Here is a 22,633-nt window from a genome sequence, read left to right on the forward strand (position 1 = left end):
TGGTTTGCCATTTTTTATAAAGCCTTTGCACATGCGCCCTTTTCGCCGGGGTTTTGTTTAATGGAAATTTGCCGTTGTTTTACCCGGCCCCCCCCCCGGGGGGGGGGGGGGGGGGGGGGGGCGCCGCAGGGGCGCCCCGCCTCGGGAGTGTTGGCGTCAGGCCTTCACGAACAGCTTGTAGAAGACCGCCGAGGACCAGTTCGGGTGGAACATGGCGCCGCCGACCTTCGAGCCGTACAGGTAGAAGCGGCGCTGGAACGTCTCGGGGATGATCGGCGCCTCCTCCGTCATGATCCGCTTGTCCAGGGCGGCCCACGCCTTGCCGGCCTCGGCCGGGTCGGCGATGACGACGTTCTTCTTGATCGCGGCGTCGACCCAGTCGACCTTCAGCTGCGAGATGTTGTTGGCGCCGTTGGCGATCGTGGCGCCGTCGAACAGCGGCTGGATCAGCGTGTAGCCGGTCGGCCAGTCAGGGGACCAGCCGAACCACATCACGTCGAACTTGTTGTCGATCTGCTGGATCTGGTCGTAGTAGCTGGTGGAGTCCAGCGGCTTGATGACCGGGTCGAAGCCGGCCGCCTTGAGGGCGCTCTCGATGACGACCTTGGTCTTGTCGTAGTTGGCGCTCTGCGGGAACGCGTAGACGACCTTCTGACCGGTCTTGCCGGCCTCCTTCAGCAGCTTCTTCGCCGCCTCCGGGTCGCCCTGCGGCTTCTTCAGCTTGCCGTAGACGTCGTCCTTGGCGTAGCCGAGGATGTCCGGGCTGAGGATGGACGTCGCGTAGTCACCGGCCGAGGGGCCGCCGTAGATCTTGCGGATCTGCTCCAGCGGCCAGGCGTGGATGAGCGCCTGGCGCACCCGCAGGTCGGTGATCCGCTTGGTGTTGATGGCGTAGTAGTACACGCCGGTGAGCAGACCGTTGAAGGTGCGCTTCTTCAGCTCTGGGTCGGTGAGGACCTTCTGGATGCGCTCGGCCGGGACGCCGCTGTAGGCCATGACGGCGTACTGGTCGTCGCCGTCGTCGGCGATCAGCCGGTCGGCGGCCTGGAGCGACTCGGGGCCGAACTCGTAGACGAAGCTGTCCGGGTAGGCGTTGCGGATCGAGTCCGTCTTGGGGTCCCAGTGCGGGTTGCGCACCAGGGTCATCGACTTGTCCACCTTGTGCGCCTTGATGCGGTACGGGCCGGCCGAGACCGGGTCCTTGTCGTACTTCTCCTTGCTGTCGCCCTTGACTGGGACGGCGCCGTAGGAGCTCATCGCCAGGGTGAAGTTGAAGTCCGGGCGGGACTCGGCGAGCTTGAAGGTGATGGTCTTCGCGGCCTTGTCGGTCACGACCGAGTCGAGGTGCTTGCCGCTGAACGGGCCCTTGTACTTCCCCCGGAAGTCGGCCGATCCGGTCAGTGCCTGCTGGGCGTAGCCCGCGCCCTCGGTGGTGAAGCTGGCGAAGCCGCGCTCGATGCCGTGGCGCACGTCCTCGACCGTGAGCTCCGAGCCGTCCTCCCACTTGAGACCGTCCTTCAGCGTGAAGGCCCAGGTCTTGCCGGCGTCGCTCATGGTGCCCGCGTCGGTGGCGAGGTCACCGACCAGCTTCATCGAGCCGTCAGCGGCGATCTTGTAGCCGGTCAGGCCACGGATGAAGAGGTCGCCGACGGCGGAGTTCCACGAGAAGTAGATGCGCTGCGGGTCGAGGTGCGAGAAGTCGTCCGGGGCGATGCCGCGGATCGTGCCGCCCTTCTTCGCACCCGGAATCTCGGCCGCGGGGCCGGTGGAGTCGGCCTTGGTGCCGACGACGACCGCACCGGTGTACTTGTCGGTGCCACCGTGGCCCTTGTCCTTGCTGCCCTTGTCGGTGTTGGAGCTGCCGCTGCTGCAGGCGGAGAGGACCATTGAGCCGCCGACTGCGACCGACGTGGCGATGACGAAGTTTCTGCGGGAGAGGGACATGGCTTCCTGCTCTGGTCGAGGGAGAACGATCGATCCGGTGGGCCCCGTCGCCCGGCCGGAGGAGGTGCGGTTCAGCGCTTGGTCTTCGGGTCCAGTGCGTCACGCACCGAGTCGCCCAGCAGGTTGAAGGCGATCACGAAGATCACCATCGTGGCGCCGGGGAAGAGCATGAAAGTGATGTCGCTCTGGTAGACGTTCGATCCGCGCTGGATCATCACGCCCCAGTCGGGGGTCGGGTCGGTGAGACCGACACCGAGGAAGGAGAGGCCTGCCTCCGCCGTGACGAATGCTGGCAGCGCGAGCGTGGCCTGGATCAGGATCGGCGTCCAGAGATTGGGCAGCAGTTCCTTGAAGATGATCCGGCTCGGAGAGGCGCCGGTCACCTTGGCCGCTTCGATGAACTCGCGCTCACGCAGGGCGAGTACCTCACCGCGCAGCAGACGCGCGATCGAAGCCCAGCCGAAGGCGGTCATGATGGCGACGAGGCTGACGACCGTCAGCCAGACCGGGGTGGACTCCTCGGGGGGGACGAGGATCGAGATCAGCACCGGCCAGAAGGCGATGAAGAAGAGTGTGGACGGGAAGGCCAGCAGGATGTCGATGACCCTGCCGACCAGGTAGTCCGTCTTGCCGCCGAGGTAGCCCGCGGTGATGCCGACGGCGATGCCGATCAGGGCGACCAGCAGCGTGATGGCCGTTGCGATGAACAGGGAGTTGCGGATGGCGTAGAGCAGGAAGGTGAAGACGTCCCGGCCGAGACCCGGCTCGATGCCGAACCAGAAGTCCCCGCTCATGCCGCCGTTGGGCAGGACCGGCGAACCGAAGTCGTCCAGAAGGCTGGTGTCGTTCGCTCCGTACGTCGTGTAGGGGTTCTTCCCGTACAGCTTGGCGATCAGCGGCGCACAGATACCGATGACAAAGAAGAAAATGACTACATAGGCTGAAATAACGCCGGTGCGGTCACGTTTGAATCGCCGCCAGGCCATTTTTCCCGGGGACCGGCCCTCGCCGCCCTTGGGCGCCGTAGGTTCCGACGCCGCAGGCGTCTTCGCGTTGGCCACCTCAAGGGGGGCTGCTGCGTTCGAGGTTGGAATCGTCATGGTGCTCCTGGCCCGGAGGGTCGAAGGACTCCGCAGGGCACACCTACGGGCTACCCGGACTTTTTCAACGCAATTCATGCAGGGTCAATGAATGTCGGACCGGCTTGAGCCGCTCTTTGGAAGCTTGACTTATACATGACCAGTGATCGGGCATGCCATTGCCTTGCCTTTGCCTGTTCCAGGGCAAATTTCAGGGTGAAACGGCTGAAGTCAGTCAATGAGTCCGATATACGGGCGGTCATGTCTCGGAATCCGTGCATCCGCTCCGGTGGGCCCCGGGTCGATGCGCGTTCGTTGTGTTGCCGTTACCGCTTCGCCGCTCGTCAGGCCGGTTCGCCGCCCCGACAGGGATGGCATGCACGTGCCAAAAGTGTCCGCCCGGCGCCCGCTCCCACCATTCGAGTGGCTTCCGTTGTGCCCGGATGGCGGGGGTAAATATGCGTAACGCTCGGTATGCGGTGATATTTGACCTGACGTAAGACGGAGCAATACGAGGAGGCACTCCATGCGCGGAGCCACACAGGTCAAGTGGGCCGCATGCGCGGTCGCCGTCGCCCTGGCGGCGACCGCCTGCGGCGGCGGGGGCGACAGTGGTGGCGGCGGTGGCGCCGATGGGGTGGTGAGTTCCTCGTGGGGTGACCCGCAGAACCCGCTGGAGCCGGCCAACACCAACGAGGTGCAGGGCGGCAAGGTCCTCGACATGGTCTTCCGGGGTCTCAAGCGGTACAACCCCAAGACCGGCGCGGCCGAGGACATGCTGGCGGAGAAGATCGCCACGACCGACTCGAAGAACTTCGACATCACCGTCAAGGACGGCTGGACGTTCTCCAACGGCGAGAAGGTCACCGCCAAGTCCTTCGTGGACGCGTGGAACTACGGCGCGAGCCTCAAGAACAACCAGAAGAACGCCTACTTCTTCGGTCAGGTCGAGGGCTACGACAAGGTGCACCCGGACTCCGGTGCCCAGGCCGCCGGAGCCATGTCCGGGCTGAAGGTCACCGGCGCCAGGACGTTCACCGTCAAGCTCAGCCAGAAGTTCTCGCTGTGGCCCGACACGCTGGGCTACGCGGCCTTCGCCCCGCTGCCCCAGGCCTTCTTCGACGACCACGCGGCCTGGCTGAAGAAGCCGGTCGGCAACGGCCCCTACACCATTGACTCGTACACCAAGGGCTCGCAGATGTCCCTGCGCAAGTGGGACAAGTACCCCGGTACGGACAAGGCGCAGAACGGTGGCATCGACCTCAAGGTCTACACCGACAACAACACCGCCTACACCGACCTGGTGGCCGGCAACCTCGACCTGGTCGACGACGTCCCCGCCGCGCAGCTGAAGAACGTCAAGGCCGACCTCGGCGACCGCTACATCAACACCCCGGCCGGCATCATCCAGACCCTGGCCTTCCCGTTCTACGACAAGGCGTGGGACAAGGCCGACAGCGACAAGGTCCGCAAGGGCCTCTCCATGGCCATCAACCGCAAGCAGATCACCGAGACGATCTTCAACAACACGCGGACGCCGGCCACCGACTGGACCTCGCCGGTGCTGGGTGAGGAGGGCGGCTACCAGTCCGGCTTCTGCGGCAGCCTGTGCGACTACAACCCCGCCGAGGCCAAGAAGATGGTCTCCGAGGGCGGCGGCATCCCCGGCGGCCAGGTCAAGATCGGCTACAACGCCGACACGGGCAGCCACAAGGACTGGGTGGACGCGGTCTGCAACAGCATCAACAACGCGCTCGGCAACGACAAGGCCTGCGTGGGCGCTCCGACGGGCACCTTCGCCGACTTCCGGAACAAGATCACCCAGAAGAAGATGACGGGCCCGTTCCGCGCCGGCTGGCAGATGGACTACCCCCTCATCCAGAACTTCCTGCAGCCGCTCTACTACACCAACGCCTCGTCCAACGACGGGAAGTGGACGGACCCGAAGTTCGACAAGCTGGTCAACCAGGCCAACGCCGAGTCGGACAAGGCCAAGGCGGTCAAGACCTTCAAGGACGCCGAAGCGGTGGTCCGGGACAACATGGCGGCCATTCCCCTCTGGTACCAGAACGGCAGTGCCGGCTACTCCACGAACGTCTCGAACGTCGCGCTCAACCCGTTCAGCGTGCCGGTCTACAGCGAGATCAAGGTCAAGTGACCCCGCAGTGACGGTGACGGCCCGGCGCCCCGTGAGGGTGCCGGGCCGCCGTGTGTGCGGCCGGTCCCCGTCGCCCGTCACACGTTTGGCCCCTTCCGGCGCACCGGTCTTCCCGTGAGGGTGCACAGAAGATGCTATTCCGTGTGAAATGGGATGTTATTTGGTTCACGTCGGGACAGTGAGCGACCCGGCAGTCGAGTCAACGGCCGCTCGGGGAAGCCGGTGCCAACAGGGAGGTGACTGCGCGATGCAGCCGTTCATCAGGTCCCGATCCGCCCCGGAACGACCGACGGCCGAAGTCCGCTGCCCGATCGATGTGCGGAGGGTGACATGGGGCGTTATGTGATCCGTCGTCTGCTCCAGATGATTCCGGTCTTCATCGGAGCCACGCTGCTGCTCTTCCTCATGGTCAACGTGATGGGCGACCCGATCGCGGGCCTCTGCGGCGACCGGCAGTGCGACCCGACGACGGCCGCCCAGCTCCAGAAGGAGTTCGGCCTGGACAAGCCGGTGTGGCAGCAATACCTGACCTACATGGGCAATGTGTTCACCGGTGACTTCGGTACCGCCTTCAACGGACAGAAGGTCACCGAGCTGATGGCCTCCGCCTATCCCGTCACCCTGCGGCTGACCATCGTCGCGATCCTGTTCGAGATCATCGTGGGCGTCACGCTCGGCGTCATCAGCGGACTGCGGCGCGGCCGTGTCGTCGACAACTCGGTCCTGGTCGCGACGCTCGTCGTGATCGCGATCCCCACCTTCGTCACCGGCTACGTGCTCCAGTACCTGCTCGGGGTCAAATGGTCCGTCATCTCCCCGACGGTCTCCTCGGACGCGCCGTTCGACGAGCTCATCCTGCCCGGCCTGGTGCTCGCCTCGGTCTCACTGGCCTACGTCACCCGCCTCACCAGGACCTCGATCGCGGAGAACTCCCGCGCCGACTACGTGCGCACCGCCGTGGCGAAGGGCCTGCCCAGGCGCCGCGTCATCGTGCGCCACCTGCTGCGCAACTCGCTGATCCCCGTCGTCACCTTCATCGGTACGGACATCGGCGCGCTGATGGGCGGCGCGATCGTCACCGAGCGGATCTTCAACATCCATGGCGTCGGATACCAGATCTACCAGGGCATCCTGCGGCAGAACACCCAGACCGTGGTCGGCTTCGCGACCATCCTGGTGCTGGTCTTCCTCATCGCGAATCTGGTCGTCGACCTCCTGTACTCCGTACTCGACCCGAGGATCCGTTATGCCTGAACCTCAGCCCGAGCCCCAGAACGCGATCGCCGGGACCGGTGCCGGCGGAGCGGCGGACCTGGCCATGAGCGAGGGCACCACGCTGGAGGGAACACCGGATGGGCCCGACGGCGGCGGGCCCAGGGAACGGGCGGGCAGCCTCTGGGCCGACGCCTGGCGCGACCTGCGGCGCAACCCCGTCTTCATCGCCTCGTCCCTGATCATCGTCTTCCTGGTCATCATCTCGATCTGGCCCTCGCTCATCGCCTCCGGCAACCCGCTCAAGTGCGACCTCGCCAAGGCGCAGCAGGGCTCCCAGCCGGGCCACCCCATGGGCTTCAACGCGCAGGGCTGCGACGTCTACACCCGGGTCGTCTACGGGGCCAGGGCGTCCGTCACCGTCGGCGTCTGCGCCACGCTCGGTGTCGCGCTGCTGGGCGGACTGCTCGGCGGGCTCGCGGGCTTCTTCGGCGGGGCCTCGGACGCCATCCTCTCCCGCGTCACCGACATCTTCTTCGCCATCCCCGTGGTCCTCGGCGGTCTGGTCCTCCTCTCGGTGGTCACCAGCAACACCGTCTGGCCGGTCATCGGTTTCATGGTGCTGCTCGGCTGGCCGCAGATCTCCAGGATCGCCCGGGGCGCGGTGATCACCGCCAAGCAGCACGACTACGTCCAGGCGGCACGGGCCCTGGGAGCGTCCAACTCCCGCATGCTGCTCAGGCATGTCGCGCCCAACGCCGTGGCGCCCGTCATCGTGGTCGCCACCATCGCGCTGGGCACGTACATCGCGCTGGAGGCGACGCTCTCCTACCTCGGCGTCGGGCTGAAGCCCCCCACGGTCAGCTGGGGCATCGACATCTCGTCCGCCTCGCAGAACATCCGCAACGCCCCGCACATGCTCCTCTGGCCGGCCGGCGCGCTGGCGATCACCGTGCTCGCGTTCATCATGCTCGGCGACGCGGTGCGCGACGCCCTCGACCCCAAGCTGCGCTGAGGAGTCCGCTGCCATGTTGCTCGAAGTGCGCGATCTGCACGTGGAGTTCCACACCCGGGACGGGGTCGCCAAGGCCGTCAACGGGGTCAACTACTCGGTGTCCGAGGGCGAGACCCTCGCCGTGCTCGGCGAGTCCGGCTCCGGCAAGTCGGTCACCGCACAGGCGATCATGGGCATCCTCGACATGCCGCCGGGGAAGATCAGCGGCGGCGAGATCCTCTTCAAGGACCGCGACCTGCTGAAGCTCAAGAAGGAGGAGCGCCGCAAGATCCGCGGCCAGGAGATGGCCATGATCTTCCAGGACGCGCTCTCCTCGCTCAACCCCGTGCTGACGGTGGGGGAGCAACTCGGCGAGATGTTCGTCGTCCACCGCGGACTGTCCCGCAAGGACGCGAAGGCCAAGGCCGTCGAGCTGATGGACCGGGTCCGCATCCCGGCCGCCAAGGAACGGGTCGGCAACTACCCCCACCAGTTCTCCGGCGGGATGCGCCAGCGCATCATGATCGCCATGGCGCTGGCCCTGGAACCCTCGCTGATCATCGCGGACGAGCCCACCACCGCCCTCGACGTCACCGTCCAGGCCCAGGTGATGGACCTGCTCGCGGAGCTCCAGCGCGAACTGAACATGGGCCTGATCCTGATCACCCACGACCTCGGTGTCGTCGCCGACGTCGCGGACAAGATCGCCGTGATGTACGCGGGCCGGATCGTCGAGACCTCACCGGTCCACGACATCTACCAGGCACCCGCGCACCCCTACACCCAGGGCCTGCTCCGCTCGATCCCGCGACTGGACCAGAAGGGCCGGGAGCTCTACGCGATCAAGGGGCTGCCGCCCAACCTGCTGCACATCCCGCCCGGCTGCGCCTTCAACCCGCGCTGCCCGATGGCCCAGGACGTCTGCCGCACCGACGTACCGCCGTTGTTCGACGTGGCCGCGAACCGTCAGAGCGCCTGCTACTTCTGGAAGGAGACGCTCGATGCACGCTGATCACTCGGGGCGCAGGGAAGCGCGCCAGGAGGGCGAGGTGGCACGCGCCCTGCTGGCCAAGTCACGCGAGACGAGCGCCCAGGCGGGCAAGGAACCGATCCTGGAGGTGCGCGACCTCGTCAAGCACTACCCGCTCACCCGCGGCATCGTGATCAAGAAGCAGATCGGGGCCGTGAAGGCGGTCGACGGGGTCTCCTTCGACCTGTCGGCAGGCGAGACCCTCGGCATCGTGGGCGAGTCCGGCTGCGGGAAGTCGACCGTCGCCCGGCTGCTCGTGCACCTGGAGGAGCCGACGGCCGGAATGATCCGGTACAAGGGCGAGGACATCACCAAGCTGTCCGGCCGTGCGCTGAAGGCCGTGCGCCGCAACATCCAGATGGTGTTCCAGGACCCGTACACCTCGCTGAACCCCCGTATGACGGTGGGCGACATCATCGGGGAGCCGTACGAGATCCACCCCGAGGTGGCTCCCAAGGGCGACCGCCGGCGCAAGGTCCAGGAACTGCTGGACGTCGTCGGTCTCAACCCGGAGTACATCAACCGCTATCCGCACCAGTTCTCCGGCGGCCAGCGCCAGCGCATCGGCATCGCCCGCGGCCTCGCGCTCAACCCCGAGATCATCGTCGCGGACGAACCGGTCTCGGCCCTCGACGTGTCCGTCCAGGCGCAGGTCGTCAACCTGCTGGACCGGCTCCAGTCGGAGTTCAACCTGAGCTACGTGTTCATCGCGCACGACCTGTCGATCGTGCGGCACATCTCCGACCGGGTCGGGGTGATGTACCTGGGCCGGTTCGCGGAGATCGGCACCGACGAGGAGATCTACGAGCACCCCACGCACCCGTACACGCAGGCACTGCTCTCCGCCGTGCCGGTGCCGGACCCGATGGCGCGCGAGTACCGCGAGCGGATCATCCTGCACGGGGACGTGCCCTCGCCGGCCAACCCGCCCTCCGGATGCCGCTTCCGCACCCGCTGCTGGAAGGCGCAGGAGCGGTGCGAGCTGGAGGTGCCGCTGCTGGCGGTCCCGGCGGTCTTCCGGCTGACGGACACCCCGGCCCGGCACGCCTCGGCCTGTCACTTCGCGGAGGAGAAGCGCGTGGTGCCGCCGGAGGGCACGCTGGCGCCGGGGGAGGGCGGGCCGGGTCCGGACGTGGAAGAGGTGGACCGGGAGGCCCGCAGGCCGCCGGCGTCCCCGGAGCCGCCGGGCGCGTCCGACGGGGGCGGAGCGCCGCCGCCGGACACCGACGAGGGGCCGCCGCCCTCCGGGAGCAGCCGGGCCGGCTGACCGCCGAGGCGTTAACGCACGGGCAACTCGTCCGTCGCACGTCCGATATACGGACCCGCCACCATGGACGACGTACGGCCGTGCGGGTGCCGTGGACCGGCCGGAGGACGTCAAGTCCCCCGGCCGGTCGCCCGCCAGGCCCCCGCGGCCAAGGCCCTCTTGTCGGGAGACCCGGCTCGGTGGAGTATCGCTGGGGTGATACTCACGCGGGGAGCAAGAGTCACGGGTGCCGCCCTCTGCGGCGTGCTCGCGGTGATCGTGGCGAGCTGGCTCGTACGGGACATCAGGGCGGCCGATTTCGGCCAGCTGATGCGGTACTGGGCCGGATTCCAGGAAGCCCGCCCGAACGCGCTGCCCACGACCACGGCCATGGACGCCGCCCTGCTCGTGGTGTACGTGGTCGCCGTCGTCGCCGCGCTCCGCTCGGCCGTCGCCGCCACCGTGCTCGTCGCCACCGGCGTGGTCACCCTCGCCGTACGGCTCCCCGGGCTCTGGAACATCGGCAGCCCCGCGATGGAGTCGTCGTTCTCCGACGACCTGCGCGCCCGTGCCCTGATCTGTGCCTTCGCCGCCCTCGCGGCGGGCATCGCGCTGCTCATCACCGCCGGGGCCGGGCGCCGTCCGCCGGCCGGCTCCTACGAGCAGTTGCCCACCCGGCCCGGACCGGGTGCGTCGGCCACCGGCTTCGTGCTGCTGAGCGCGGTCGGCGCGGTGCTGATCGCCTGGGAGATCCGCCAGGTCGTCAAGTACCCGGAGATCTTTCCCGACTGGTACGTGGGCGGCGACCGGATCATGCACGGGCTGACCGACCCGCCGCCGGGCTGGAGCACCGCGGCGCTGGCCCTGCTCTGCCTGTTCGCGGGGGTGAGCGCGCTTCCCCGCGCCGTGCACGCGCGGCCGTTCGGTCTGGTGGCCGCGACGCTGCTGCTGCCGGGCGGGGTGCTGGGAGTGGTCCGGATCGTGCACTACGACCTGCTCGACCACTTCGGTTCGATGCCGACCGAGACCCAGCTGACCCTGGCCAGCTGGCTCTTCGAGGCGCTCGTCGCCGTCCTGGCGCTGATCGTGCTGGCCCCAAGGGGCTTCGCGGACGTCCCCGGCCCGTTCGCACCGGGATACGGCTCCGGATACGGCGACCCGGGGTACGGGCAGCCGGCGTACGGCGCCCCCGGATACGGCGCCCCCGGATACGGGACGCCGGGACACGGAACACCTGGGTACGACTCCGAGGCGCACCCCGCGCAGGACGCGGCCCCGCCCCCGGGGCAGCAGCCGCCCGCCCCGGGGTACGGATACCCGCAGGGCGGCGCCTTCGGGCCGCCCCCGCCGCCCTCCCAGCCGCCGCCGGGCTGGTAGGACCGCGCTTCAGGCCGCCGGGCCCGCCAGCGACCGCTTCAGGAAGTCCACCTGGAGCAGCAGCAGGTTCTCGGCCACCTTCTCCTGCGGGGTCATGTGGGTCACCCCGCTCAGCGGCAGTACCTCGTGCGGCCGCCCCGCGGCGAGCAGCGCCGACGACAGCCGCAGCGTGTTCGCGACCACCACGTTGTCGTCCGCGAGCCCGTGGATGATCATCATCGGCCGCACCTGCTCGGCTGCGTGCGACAGCCCCTCGTCGGTGAGCAGCGAGTTGTACGCGTACACCTCGGGCTGGACCGCCGGGTCGCCCAGGTAGCGCTCGGTGTAGTGGGTGTCGTAGAGCCGCTGGTCGGTCACGGGGGCGCCCACCACGGCCGCGTGGAACACATCGGGCCGCCGGAGCACGGCCATGCCGGCCAGGAAGCCGCCGAACGACCAGCCCCGGATGGCGACCCGGTCCAGGTCCAGCGGGAACCGCCCGGCGAGCGCGTGCAGGGCCTCGACCTGGTCGTCGACGCTGAGGGCGAGGTTGTTCTTCACCGCCTTCTCCCAGCCGGGCGAACGGCCCGGGGTGCCCCGGCCGTCCGCGACGACCACGGCGAAACCCTGGTCCGCGAACCACTGCGAGGTGAGGTGGGTGTTGTGGGTGGCGACCACCCGGCGGCCGTGCGGCCCGCCGTACGGATCCATCAGAACCGGAAGCGGACCATCCGATTCCTTGTATCCGGAGGGGAGCAGCACGGCGCACGGAATCCGCCGTGCGCCCCCTTCGGTGAACCGCGCCCGCACGGACAGCACCGGCTGCTCCGCGTGGTTCGCGACGGTGGTGATCAGCTTGCCGTCCCGGAGCACCTGGGCGGTCGTCCCGGGCCGGTCCGGGGCGGTGGACACCAGCACCGTCACCCCGCCGTTCCGGACCGCGGAATGCACGCCCACCCCCTCGGAGACCCGTTCCACGCCCAGCTCGTTGACCCGGTAGACATGGCTCTCGCCGATCTCCGGCGCGGCCGCGGTCTCGCCCGCCGAGGCCGCCACCAGGATGTCCGAACCACCGATGTCCAGCACCGCCTGGATCTGCAACTGCGCCCCGGTCAGCAGCCGGTCGCCGGCCGCGAGGACCCGCGCCCCGCCCTCGTCCGCGATCCGCACCAGCCGCCCGTCCGGCGCCCACGCGGGCACCCCGGGGAACAGGTCCAGCCAGACCGGGTCCTCGTCGACGTGCACCGTCCGGGTCGTGCCGGTCTCCGGGTCCACCGCGAGATGGAGCTGGCTGCGCTGGTCACGGGCCTGCACCAGTAGCAGGGGCGCCCCGGCCGACGACCAGTGCACCTGTGCCAGATACGGGAACCGGGCCCGGTCCCAGAGCACTTCGGTGCGCTCCCCGGCCAGGTTCACGACGAACAGCCGCACCTCGGCGTTGGGCGTCCCGGCCGCCGGGTACGCGATCTCGGCTGGCTTGCGCTCCGGGTGCGCCGGGTCGGAGATCCACCACCGCCGCACCGGGCTGTCGTCGACCCGGGCGACGAGCAGCCGGTCCGAACCGGGCGACCACCAGAAGCCCCGCGAGCGCTGCATCTCCTCGGCCGCGATGAACTCCGCCAGGCCGTAGGAGACCTGCGCGCCCTCCGGTTCCGCGAGGGCCCTGTCCTCCTCACCGCCGGACCCCACGACGCGCAGTGCCCCCTTGGACACGTATGCGATGTGTCGTCCGTCCGGGGAGGGGCGCGGATCGATCACCGGACCGGGCACGGGCAGCGCACGCGCCGTGCCCGCCCGCAGTTGTGCGACGTACACCTTCCCGGAGAGCGCGAACGCCGCCAACTCGACTGCCGCGTCCACCGCGTAGCCGACGATCCCCGACGACCCCTCGCGGCTCCGCTCGCGCCTGGCCCGCTCCTGCGCCGACAGCCGCTCCGCCGAACCGCCCAGCAGCACGGCGGGATCGGCCACCACCCGCTCGCCGGGTGCTCCGTCGCCGGTCAGGTCGAGGACCCAGAGCCGGCCCGAGAGGTCGGTGCCCGAGCCCGAGCGCAGGAAGACCACCCGCTCTCCATCGGGTGACACCGTGAACGCGCGGGGTGCGCCGAGGGTGAATCGCATCGTCCGGGCCAGCTGCAGCGGGAAGGTGATCTCTGACGAAGTCATGTGCCGAACCTATCGGCCGCCCCGGCCCGTGCGCCCCTCGTGCTGCTGTGCCCCGATCAATGCCTTGCCACGGATAGTTATGATCCGTAGCGCTCGGTGGGTATGAACCTGCTGGCTCCATGCGTGCTGCCCGTCCCGACCGTACTGATGGAGGTGAACCGCCGTGGCGCTCTCGATTTCGGCGGTGGTGCTGCTGGCGATCGTCGTCTTCCTGCTGGTCCGGAAGTCCGGACTGAAGGGCGGACACGCGGTGGTCTGCATGCTGCTCGGTTTCTATCTCGCCAGCTCGTCCATCGCGCCCACGATCTCCGAGGTGACGACGAACGTGGCGGGCATGATCGGAGGGCTCAAGTTCTGACAGCGGCAGGCCTGCGCCTGTGACAGTGGCCTGCGTCCGCGGTTCGTCGGCGCCCGGTGCGTGGGCGCCGTCGGCCATCGGACCGGGCGGCTCGTAGGGTGGTACCCATGACGGACCTTCCCGCCCGGCGTCTGCTCCTGGTGCACGCGCACCCCGACGACGAGTCGATCAACAACGGCGCCACCATGGCCAGGTATGCGGCCGACGGCGCCCTGGTCACGCTGGTGACCTGCACGCTCGGCGAGGAGGGCGAGGTCATCCCGCCCGCGCTCGCGCACCTTGCGGCCGACCGGGACGACGCCCTGGGGCCCTGGCGGCAGCGCGAACTGGCGGCGGCCATGAAGGAGCTGGGGGTCACCGATCACCGCTTCCTCGGCGGCCCCGGCCGGTTCCGCGACTCCGGGATGATGGGCGCCGAGCAGAACGACCGCCCGGGGGCCTTCTGGTCCGCCGACGTGGACGAGGCCGCCGGGTACCTCGTGGACGTGATCCGCTCCGTCCGCCCCCAGGTCCTGGTCACCTACGACCCCGACGGGGGCTACGGGCACCCCGACCACATCCAGGCGCACCGGGTCGCGACGCGCGCCGCCGAACTGGCCGCCGACCCCGCCTACCGCGCGGAGTCCGGCGCCCCGCACACCATCGCCAAGATCTACTGGAACCGGGTGCCGCGCACCACCGCCGAGGATGCCTTCGCGAACCTCCGGCTCACCGCCCCCGACACCTTCCCCGGCATCGCCGCGATCGACGACGTGCCGGGTGTGGTGAACGACACCCTGATCACCACCGAGATCGACGGCGCCGCCCACGGGGCCGCCAAGGCCGAGGCGATGCGGGCACACGCCACCCAGATCGCGCTGAACGGCTCCTTCTTCGCCCTTTCGAACGATCTCGGCCAGCCCGTTCTCACCACCGAGTACTACGAGTTGGTGAGCGGCACCCCCGGAGCCGCTCCGGGGGCCCGGGAAGACGATCTCTTCGCCGGTGTGACGGGAGCGGACCAGTGAGCGGCAGCAGGCCGAGGGCCGCGCGGACCAACGCGCCTCCCCGTGACATTCCGGCCACCGGTCTGGCCGCACCCCTCAACCCCGGCCGGATCGCGGCCCTGCTGGGCCTCGCGGTCCTCGGAGCGGTGGTCGGGATCGCCGGAGCGCTGGTCCAACCCGCTTGGTTCCCGGGCGGGTTGCTGCTGGCGCTGCTGGCGTCCGCCGGACTCTTCTACGGTGGCCGCCGCCTCATGGGCACCCAGCCGGGCGCGGTGGCACCCGCAGCGGGATGGCTGATTTCGGTCGTATTTCTGCTGGGCGGGCGCCCGGAAGGGGACTATGTCTTCGGCGACGAACTGGGTCTGGCCCTCTTCGTGCTGGGCGGGATGGCTCTCGCTGTGATCTGTGCCACCATGTCGCGGTCACCCCAACCGGGTGCCGACAGCGGCCGACCTGGCAAGTAATGTGCCACGTCCGATCCCGTAATGCCCCCTGTCCGTCCGGGGGGTGCGCAGTCGTTTCCCCCGGTCGCGGGGTGTCTGTCGGCCGCGGCCAGTAAGGTGGTTCGCGCGCCGAGCCGTCCCCTGGCCTGCGGCATGGGGGAAGTACGGGCGGCGGAGCCAATCGGGAGAACCTGCCTTGAGTCGTGAAACTGACAGTTCGTCCTCCGGGCCCCAGGGCCGCGGGGGAGCCGCGTACCCCTCGGGTACGCCGCCGTACGGATCCCGCCAGTATCCGTCGCCGCACCCCTCTCAGGATTCCCCGGAGGAGACCCCGGAGCCTGTGGACCCGCCCCAGCCGGAAGAGCCGAGGACGGAGACGACGCTGACGACGCGTATCCGGATCAACATCCCCGGCTCGCGTCCGATCCCGCCGGTGGTCATGCGTACGCCCATGAGCGACGCGGACGGCGGGCCCGGCAACGAGCGCACCGGCAGCGTCCCGCGTCCGGGCCCCTCCGCGTCCGACGGCGCGAAGGGGACCCCGGCCGCACCGGGGCCCGAGTCGGGAGCCGGATCCGCCGCGGCGGAGGCCGCAGCCGAGAAGCCGGCCAGGGAGAAGAGCGGCAGCGACTGGTTCGCGCCGCGCAAGCCCCCGGCGGGCGCCCCGGCGGACACCTCCGCGAACGGTGCGACGGGCAAGCCGCCGGCCGGCGGCGGTACGAACGGCGCCGGCTTCTCCGCGAGCGGTCCGGGTGGCGGTACGAACGGTGCGGGTTTCCCCGCGAGCGGTCCGGGCGACCGGGGCACCCCGCCCGCCGGTACCCCGCGCGCCGATCTGCCGTACTTCTCGGACGGCCCGCAGCGCGCGGGCGAGCCGGGCGCACCCGGCTCCGGGGCGGACGGTCCCGGCGGACCGCGCTCCACGCCGAACCTGGGTATCCGTACGCCCGGCCCGTCCGGGCCCACCACGGGACCGGCCGGCGGCTCCTCCCCGCTCACCCCGGACCTCGACGGGCCCGGCCCCTTCGCCGGGGCCTTCACACCGGGCTCCGGACCGGCCGGACCGCAGGCACCCGGTGGCCCCGGTGGTGTGCCGCCGCGGATGTCCGACGACACCGCGGTGCTCACGCCGCAGTTCCCGGCCGCAGGACCCGGCTCCGGTTCGGGTGACAACGTCTCGGGCGACACCCTGACCAGCGGTATCCCCGTCGTTCCCGCGGAGCACCGCACGGCGGGGCCCCAGTCGCCGTTCCAGGGCCCCGATCTCACCCCGCGCATCCCGGACAACCCGATGGGCACCGGTCCGGCCGGCCCGGGAGGGTTCGCCGCGCAGGCGCCCGAGCCCGCCGCCCGCACCGCTCCGGAGCCCGCGGCGGCGAAGGCCCCGGCGAAGAAGGGCCGTTCGAAGCTGGTGCTGCTCTGTGTGGCCGCCGTCTGCCTGCTCGGGGTCGCGTACGGCGCCGGGCTGCTGATGAACCACTCGGACGTCCCCAAGGGCACCACCGTCCTCGGCGTCGACATCGGCGGCGGCACCAAGGAGGACGGCGTCGAGAAGCTGGACGCCGCCCTCGGCAAGCGGGCGAGCGCTCCGCTCCAGCTGAGCGTGGACGGCAAGAAGACGCAGCTCGCACCCGACAAGGCCGGACTCTCCCTGGACAGTCAGGCGACCGTGCGCGCCGCGGCGGGCAGCGACTACAACCCGGTCTCGGTCATCGGCTCGCTCTTCGGCGGCAAGCGCGACATCGACCCGGTGTTCCCCGTCGACCAGGAGAAGCTCGGCGTCGCGCTGACCGACCTGGCCGGTGCCTCGGGCTCCGCCAGCAACGGCACGATCAAGTTCGAACCGGGCAAGGCCGTCCCCGTACCCGGCAAGGCGGGCAAGGCGCTCGACGCCAACCAGTCGGTGGGCTCGGTGCGCGACGCCTACCGCGCCCAGGTCGAGACGGGCCGGTCGGCCACCGTCGAGCTGCCCGTCACCACCCGCGAGCCCACCGTCGGCCAGGCGGAGCTGGACCGGGCGATGAAGGCCTTCGCGGAGCCCGCGATGTCCGGCCTGATCACCATCAAGGCAGGCCCCAAGGTGATCCAGTTCGGACCGGACAAGTCCTTGCCGAAGATCCTTTCGATGAAGGCGGTCGACGGCAAGCTCGTCGACTACTACGACAAGAAGGCCATCGACACCCTCTGCGAAGGCGTCTTCGACGGCATCATGATCACCAAGGGCGACGGTACGAAGCACCAGCTCAGCGCGGACGACGTGGCCTTCGCCATGAAGGGCGCACTGATGGGCAAGACCCCCGCCGAGCGGACCGTCACCATCGACCTCGAAGGCAACGGCTGACCCGGCCGGGCCCGCATGGCACCGCCCCCGACCGGACCTCCGGCCGGGGGCGGCGCCGTCTGTCCGTACGGTCCCGCCACCCGGCGGAGCACGGCCCCGTCACCCGTACGGCATGACATCTGTCATCCCGGATTCACGATCCCTGACCCTGCCGGACGCGCACCCCGCTCCGCCAGGCTGGACCCATGACAACGACAGCTCCCGAAGCCACCGAGGCGAAGACCGCCGTGGTCAGCTTCGACCAGGTCAGCAAGGCGTACGGCGACGTACGAGCCGTGGACGGGCTCACGCTCGACCTGCACCCCGGCGAGACCGTGGCGCTCCTCGGCCCCAACGGCGCGGGCAAGTCCTCCGCGCTCGACCTCCTCCTCGGCCTGCGCACCGCCGACTCCGGGACGGTCCGCCTCTTCGGCACCACCCCGCAGGCCGCCATCGCGGCCGGCCGGGTCGGCGCGATGCTGCAGACCGGCGGCCTCATGGAGGAGGTCACGGTGGGGGAGCTGGTCGGACTCGTCTGCGATCTGCACCCCAGGCCCTACCCGGTGGACGAGGTGCTGGCGCGGGCCGGCATCGCCTCGATCGCCGGCCGCATGGTCAACAAGCTCTCCGGCGGCCAGGAGCAGCGCGTGCGCTTCGCGCTCGCCACCGCCGGTGCCAACGACCTGATCGTGCTCGACGAGCCGACCACCGGAATGGACGTCACCGCCCGCAGCGCCTTCTGGGCCACCATGCGCGAGCAGGCCGACCAGGGCCGGACCGTCCTGTTCGCCACCCACTACCTCGAAGAGGCCGACGCCATCGCGGACCGGGTCCTGGTCCTGCACAAGGGCCGGATCCTCGCCGACGGCACCGCCGCCGAGATCAAGGCCAGGGCCGGCGCCCGCCGGATCTCCTTCGAGCTGGAGGGCCCGGTCGACGAAGAGGCGCTGCGCGCCCTGCCCTTCCTCTCCGCGCTCGACGTCACCGGCCGCCGGGTCCGTATCCAGTCGCACAACGCCGACGCGACCGTGCACGCCGTCTACGGCCTCGGCCTCTACCCGCGCGAGCTCGAAGTCGCGGGTCTCGGACTGGAGCAGGCCTTCGTCGCCATCACCGAGGCCGAGGAGGCCAGGACCCGATGAACACCCTCATCAAGCTCGAAGTGACCCGCACCCTGCGGAACAAGAAGTTCATGTTCTTCTCGATCATCTACCCGTCGGTGCTCTACGTGCTGATCTCCAGCACCCAGAACACCACCGACAAGGTGCCGGGCACCGACCTCACCCTTCAGGCCTTCTTCATGGTCTCCATGGCCTCCTTCGGCGCGCTGACCGCCGTCCTGATGGGCAACAGCGAGCGCATCGCCAAGGAGCGCGAGAAGGGCTGGGTCCGTCAGCTGCGGCTGACCGCGCTGCCGAGCAGGGGCTACATCCTGGCGAAGATCGCGAGCGCCGCCGTGATCACCCTGCCCTGCATCGTGGTCGTCTTCCTCGTCGCCGCCTCCGTCAAGCACGTGCGCGTCGACCTGTGGCAGTGGTTCGCCCTCACCGGCGTCATCTGGGCCGGCTCACTGGTCTTCGCCGCCCTCGGGGTCGCCATCGGCTACATCGCCAGCGGTGACGCGGTCCGCCCGATCACCATGATCATCTACTTTGTGCTCTCGATCCTCGGCGGCCTGTGGATGCCGAGCTCGACCTTCCCGCAGTGGGTCCAGAACATCTCCGAGTGGCTGCCCACGCACGCGTACGCTGCACTCGGCCAGTCCGTCGAGATGGGCGGCGCGCCGCATGCCAAGGACGTCGCCATCCTCTGCGTGTACTTCCTGCTCTTCGCGGGCGGGGCGGCCTGGCTCTACCGGAAGGACACCTTGAAGGCGTGAACGAGGACGAGATGTCCATGGGTATCGGGCGCCCGCCGGGGGACCGCAAGCAGACCATGGTCAAGAGCCTGTGGATCGGTGTCTGGCTCGCCTTCATGAGCGCGCCGATCAAGGATCTCGCCGACGGCGCCCACACCGCGTGGGTGACCGCGCTCGGCACCCTCGGACTGGTGGTCTTCGTCGGCTGCTACCTGCTCCTCGTCTTCCGTCCCTCGCCGAGGATGCTGGGCCCGGTACAGGTCGGGATCGTGCTCGCCTTCCTCGGCGCACTCGCCGTCACGCTGTCCCTGACACTCGGCAGTCCGTGGCTGGTCCTGTTCGTGTACGTCTCCGTCTCCGCGGGGGCGGCACTGCCCCTGCGGGCCGCCCGCTGGCTGATCCCCGCGTCCGTGGCTGTGCTGACAGGCATCGGCCTCACCGCCGAGCACCCCCGCGAGATCATCACGGCGCTGGTCTTCCCGGCACTGCTCGGCGGGTTCTCGATGACGGGCATCCGGCAGATGATCCTCACCACCATCCAGCTCCGCGAGGCCCGCGCCACCGTCGCCCAGCTCGCCGCCAACGAGGAACGGCTGCGCCTGGCCCGGGACCTGCACGACCTGCTCGGCCACTCCCTCTCGCTGATCACCCTCAAGAGCGAGCTGGCCGGGCGCATGCTCCCCGGCCACCCCGAGCAGGCCGCCGCCCAGGTCGCGGACATCGAACAGGTCAGCAGGCAGGCCCTGGTGGACGTCCGCAGCGCGGTCACCGGCTACCGCCGCCCGACCCTGCCCGGCGAACTGGCCGGTGCCAGGACCGCCCTCGCCGCCGCCGGGATCGCCGCCGCCATCCCGGCCGAGCCGCCCGAGGACCTCCCCGAGAAGGCGGAGGAGGTACTCGCCTGGGCGTTGCGGGAAGCGGTCACCAACGTCGTACGCCACAGCGGCGCGCGCAGCTGCGAGGTGACCCTCGCCCCGCGCCAGACCCTGGACGGCCGGGTCCTGGAACTCACCGTCTCCGACGACGGCCGGGGCGCCTCGGGCACGGCACCGGGCAACGGCCTCACCGGCATCGCGGAGCGCCTCGCCACCGTCGACGGGACGCTGACCACCCGGGCGGCCAACACCCGTTCCGGGAAGGGCTTTACCATCACCCTCAGCGTGCCGGCCGAATCCGGCCTAGGATCCCCGGAATGAGCATGATCAGACTCCTCCTCGCCGAGGACCAGTCAATGGTGCGCGAGGCCCTGGCGGCGCTCCTCGGCCTGGAACCCGACATCGAGGTCGTCGCACAGGTCGCGCGCGGCGACGAGGTGTTGGCCGCGGCCCGGGAACACCGGGCCGACGTCGCCCTCCTGGACATCGAGATGCCCGGCATGACGGGCATCGACGCGGCGGCCGAGCTGCACCGCGAACTCCCCGGCGTGAAGGTCGTCGTCGTCACCACCTTCGGCCGCCCCGGCTACCTGCGCCGCGCGATGGAGTCGGGCGCCGACGCGTTCCTGGTGAAGGACGCGCCGGCCTCCCAGCTCGCGGCGGCGGTACGCAAGGTGCTCGCCGGCGAACGCGTCATCGACCCGACCCTGGCGGCCGCCGCCCTCGCGGACGGGGCCAGTCCGCTGACCGACCGGGAGCGCGAGGTGCTGCGCACGGCGGCGGACGGTTCGACCAACGCGGAGATCGCGGCGGTGCTGCACCTGTCGCAGGGGACGGTCCGCAACTACCTCTCGACAGCGATCCAGAAGATGGCGGCGCGCAACCGCGCGGAGGCGGTCCGGATGGCGCGGGAGAAGGGCTGGCTCTAGCCGGAGCCACGCCCCGGACCACGCCGGACCGTGCCGGACCATGCCCCGGTCACGCGCCTCAGCCGCCGGCCGGGCCCGGGGAGCCCGGTGACACCAGCCCCGCCTCGTACGCGATGATCACCAGCTGCACCCGGTCCCGCGCGTCGAGCTTGGCGAGCAGCCGGGTCAGATACGTCTTCGCGGTGGCGACACTGATGAACAGCCGCTCCGCGATCTCCGCGTTCGACAGCCCGCTGCCGACCAGCACCAGCACCTCGCGCTCCCGTCCGGTGATCGCGGTGAGCGGCCGCGGCGGTGGGGCGGCGGCGGGACGGGCCGCGAAGTCCTTGATCAGCCGCCGGGTCACGCCCGGCGCTATCAGGGCGTCGCCGGCCGCCACCACCCGAGATGGAGCACACCGCCGACCGGCTCGTCGTCATCGGCCGAGGTGAACTCATCGCCGCCGAGAGCCTGTCCGCGTTCGCCGCCCGGGGCACCCGGCTGAGCGTGACCGTGGGCAGTCCCGACACCGCAGCCCTCACCCCGCTGCTCACCGCCGAGGGCGCCTCGGTGGCCCCCGACGGCGACCGGCTCACGGTGACCGGTCTGACCGCCGCCAGGATCGGGGAACTCGCCTTCCGCAACCACCTCATGCTCCATGAACTCACCACGTCGAGCGCCTCGTTGGAAGAGGCGTTCATGGAACTCACCGCAGACAGCGTCGAATACCTCGCAGGAGACCCCCGATGACCGCGGCGACGACCGTACCCGCAGGCTCCCTCACCCAGGAGGAGCCCCGCGCCCGCTTCGTCGACCTGCTGGCCGCCGAGTGGCTCAAGATGTGGTCGCTGCGCTCGACCCCCTGGCTGTACGCGATCACCGCGCTCGCCGTCATCGCCTTCAACGCGGGTACGGCCTACGACCACTACAAGTACTGGTACCAGTACAACGAGGAGAGCCGCACGGATTTCGTCGCCAACGGCATCCCGCTCGTCGACGCCTTCACGATGAACTCCGCCATGGTGCTCGTCCTGGCCGTCGCCGCCATCGGCGCGGTGTCCGTCACCGGCGAGTACGGCACCGGCCTGATCCGGACCACGTTCACGGCGGTCCCGGCCCGCCGCTCGGTGATGGCGGCCAAGGTGGTCGTGCTCGCCTCGGCCGCCACCGTCTTCGGCGCACTGGTCGCCGCCGCCTCGTTCGCCTCGGCCCAGGCGATCCTCTCCGGCCGGAACGCCTCGGTGTCCCTCGGCCACCCGGGCGCGCTGCGGGTCGTCGTGGCGTCCGCGCTGCTCGCCCCGGTGGCCGCGCTCGCCGGACTGGCGATCGGCACGCTGATCCGTCACACCGGGGGCTCCGTCGTGGGGTGCGTGGTGGTGCTGCTCCTGCTCCCCATGGTCCTGAGCGAGCGCCGCCACCTGACAGCGGTGCTCCAGCACGCCTTGCCGTTCAGCGGGTGGGAACGGCTCGTGAGCTCGCAGACGCAGCGCTCCCACGACCTCTTCCCGTGGACGGCCGGCGGGGCCTGGACGGTCTACGCTCTCTGGGCGCTGGTGGCAGCGGTGGTGACGGTGCTCGCGGTGCACCGCCGGGACCAGTGACGACCGGGGACGGCGGCTGGTCCACGCATTGCGAGTTCCCCAACCCGCCTTCCCTGCAAGTCATTTCAGAAACATGCTGGAAACTCTTGCGAAACTCTT

18 protein-coding genes and 2 pseudogenes are annotated in these 22,633 nt (G+C 69.9%); 16 read left to right on the plus strand and 4 right to left on the minus strand.

Going from position 1 to position 22,633, the window contains the following annotated elements; all coding sequences use genetic code 11:
- Window positions 1-156: 156 nt before the first annotated feature.
- Window positions 157-1,944 (minus strand): ABC transporter substrate-binding protein, encoded by a 1,788-nt coding sequence (locus tag ACGFU6_RS33560; RefSeq protein WP_393616352.1) that lies wholly within the window; start codon window positions 1,942-1,944, stop codon window positions 157-159.
- 71 nt (window positions 1,945-2,015) lie between these two features.
- Window positions 2,016-3,044 carry an ABC transporter permease gene (locus ACGFU6_RS33565; protein WP_393616353.1) on the minus strand — a complete coding sequence of 343 codons (1,029 nt, stop codon included), beginning with the start codon at window positions 3,042-3,044 and terminating at the stop codon, window positions 2,016-2,018.
- Window positions 3,045-3,549: 505 nt separating this feature from the next.
- Here ACGFU6_RS33565 and ACGFU6_RS33570 point away from each other — a divergent pair.
- The 6 genes from ACGFU6_RS33570 (at window position 3,550) to ACGFU6_RS33595 (ending at window position 11,040) form a co-directional block, all read left to right on the plus strand.
- Window positions 3,550-5,181, plus strand: a complete 1,632-nt coding sequence (locus ACGFU6_RS33570; protein WP_393616354.1) for an ABC transporter substrate-binding protein — start codon at window positions 3,550-3,552, stop codon at window positions 5,179-5,181.
- Between the two features lie 330 nt (window positions 5,182-5,511).
- Entirely contained in the window at window positions 5,512-6,435 is a 924-nt protein-coding gene (locus ACGFU6_RS33575; RefSeq protein WP_123523767.1) for an ABC transporter permease, read from the plus strand.
- On the plus strand, window positions 6,428-7,408 hold the full coding sequence (locus ACGFU6_RS33580; RefSeq protein ID WP_393616355.1) for an ABC transporter permease: 981 nt from the start codon (window positions 6,428-6,430) through the stop codon (window positions 7,406-7,408). The genes ACGFU6_RS33575 and ACGFU6_RS33580 overlap by 8 nt, the downstream gene beginning before the upstream one ends.
- Before the next feature lie 13 nt (window positions 7,409-7,421).
- Window positions 7,422-8,399, plus strand: a complete 978-nt coding sequence (locus tag ACGFU6_RS33585; protein WP_393616356.1) for an ABC transporter ATP-binding protein — start codon at window positions 7,422-7,424, stop codon at window positions 8,397-8,399.
- The gene (locus tag ACGFU6_RS33590) at window positions 8,389-9,684 is read left to right on the plus strand and encodes an ABC transporter ATP-binding protein (protein ID WP_393616357.1); all 1,296 of its coding nucleotides are present in this window, start codon (window positions 8,389-8,391) and stop codon (window positions 9,682-9,684) included. The genes ACGFU6_RS33585 and ACGFU6_RS33590 overlap by 11 nt, the downstream gene beginning before the upstream one ends.
- Before the next feature lie 195 nt (window positions 9,685-9,879).
- Window positions 9,880-11,040 carry a hypothetical protein gene (locus ACGFU6_RS33595; RefSeq protein ID WP_393616358.1) on the plus strand — a complete coding sequence of 387 codons (1,161 nt, stop codon included), beginning with the start codon at window positions 9,880-9,882 and terminating at the stop codon, window positions 11,038-11,040.
- Window positions 11,041-11,049: 9 nt separating this feature from the next.
- Here ACGFU6_RS33595 and ACGFU6_RS33600 read toward each other — a convergent pair whose 3' ends face one another.
- Window positions 11,050-13,140: a prolyl oligopeptidase family serine peptidase gene (locus ACGFU6_RS33600; protein ID WP_393616417.1), complete on the minus strand. Its 2,091-nt coding sequence runs from the start codon at window positions 13,138-13,140 to the stop codon at window positions 11,050-11,052.
- Between the two features lie 208 nt (window positions 13,141-13,348).
- On the opposite strand from ACGFU6_RS33600, the gene ACGFU6_RS33605 reads away from it, so the two are divergent.
- The 8 genes from ACGFU6_RS33605 (at window position 13,349) to ACGFU6_RS33640 (ending at window position 20,954) form a co-directional block, all read left to right on the plus strand.
- Window positions 13,349-13,543: a hypothetical protein gene (locus tag ACGFU6_RS33605; protein ID WP_073736631.1), complete on the plus strand. Its 195-nt coding sequence runs from the start codon at window positions 13,349-13,351 to the stop codon at window positions 13,541-13,543.
- Between the two features lie 107 nt (window positions 13,544-13,650).
- Window positions 13,651-14,550, plus strand: a complete 900-nt coding sequence (gene mshB, locus ACGFU6_RS33610; RefSeq protein WP_393616359.1) for an N-acetyl-1-D-myo-inositol-2-amino-2-deoxy-alpha-D-glucopyranoside deacetylase — start codon at window positions 13,651-13,653, stop codon at window positions 14,548-14,550.
- Window positions 14,547-14,993 carry a DUF6113 family protein gene (locus ACGFU6_RS33615; RefSeq protein ID WP_393616360.1) on the plus strand — a complete coding sequence of 149 codons (447 nt, stop codon included), beginning with the start codon at window positions 14,547-14,549 and terminating at the stop codon, window positions 14,991-14,993. The genes mshB and ACGFU6_RS33615 overlap by 4 nt, the downstream gene beginning before the upstream one ends.
- 430 nt (window positions 14,994-15,423) lie before the next feature.
- Window positions 15,424-17,313 (plus strand): hypothetical protein, encoded by a 1,890-nt coding sequence (locus ACGFU6_RS33620; protein WP_393616418.1) that lies wholly within the window; start codon window positions 15,424-15,426, stop codon window positions 17,311-17,313.
- Window positions 17,314-17,498: 185 nt separating this feature from the next.
- Window positions 17,499-18,434: an ABC transporter ATP-binding protein gene (locus ACGFU6_RS33625; protein ID WP_393616361.1), complete on the plus strand. Its 936-nt coding sequence runs from the start codon at window positions 17,499-17,501 to the stop codon at window positions 18,432-18,434.
- Window positions 18,431-19,171 (plus strand): ABC transporter permease, encoded by a 741-nt coding sequence (locus ACGFU6_RS33630; protein ID WP_393616362.1) that lies wholly within the window; start codon window positions 18,431-18,433, stop codon window positions 19,169-19,171. The genes ACGFU6_RS33625 and ACGFU6_RS33630 overlap by 4 nt, the downstream gene beginning before the upstream one ends.
- Complete coding sequence (locus ACGFU6_RS33635; RefSeq protein ID WP_393616363.1) at window positions 19,168-20,346, plus strand: sensor histidine kinase; 1,179 nt, start codon at window positions 19,168-19,170, stop codon at window positions 20,344-20,346. The genes ACGFU6_RS33630 and ACGFU6_RS33635 overlap by 4 nt, the downstream gene beginning before the upstream one ends.
- Window positions 20,343-20,954, plus strand: coding sequence for a response regulator transcription factor (locus ACGFU6_RS33640; protein WP_393616364.1), 612 nt, complete (start codon window positions 20,343-20,345; stop codon window positions 20,952-20,954). Before ACGFU6_RS33635 ends, ACGFU6_RS33640 begins: the two co-directional genes overlap by 4 nt.
- A 58-nt stretch (window positions 20,955-21,012) precedes the next feature.
- Here ACGFU6_RS33640 and ACGFU6_RS33645 read toward each other — a convergent pair.
- Window positions 21,013-21,348, minus strand: a pseudogene (locus ACGFU6_RS33645) (response regulator transcription factor); the annotation flags it as partial.
- Here ACGFU6_RS33645 and ACGFU6_RS33650 point away from each other — a divergent pair.
- Window positions 21,339-21,683 (plus strand): annotated as a pseudogene (locus ACGFU6_RS33650) (ABC transporter ATP-binding protein); the annotation flags it as partial. The pseudogenes ACGFU6_RS33645 and ACGFU6_RS33650 sit on opposite strands and share 10 nt — an antisense overlap.
- Window positions 21,680-22,534 carry an ABC transporter permease gene (locus ACGFU6_RS33655; protein WP_393616365.1) on the plus strand — a complete coding sequence of 285 codons (855 nt, stop codon included), beginning with the start codon at window positions 21,680-21,682 and terminating at the stop codon, window positions 22,532-22,534. The pseudogene ACGFU6_RS33650 and the gene ACGFU6_RS33655, both read left to right, overlap by 4 nt.
- Window positions 22,535-22,633: the final 99 nt, after the last annotated feature.

Source organism: Streptomyces sp. NPDC048462, from assembly GCF_043200175.1.
Taxonomy (GTDB): domain Bacteria; phylum Actinomycetota; class Actinomycetes; order Streptomycetales; family Streptomycetaceae; genus Streptomyces.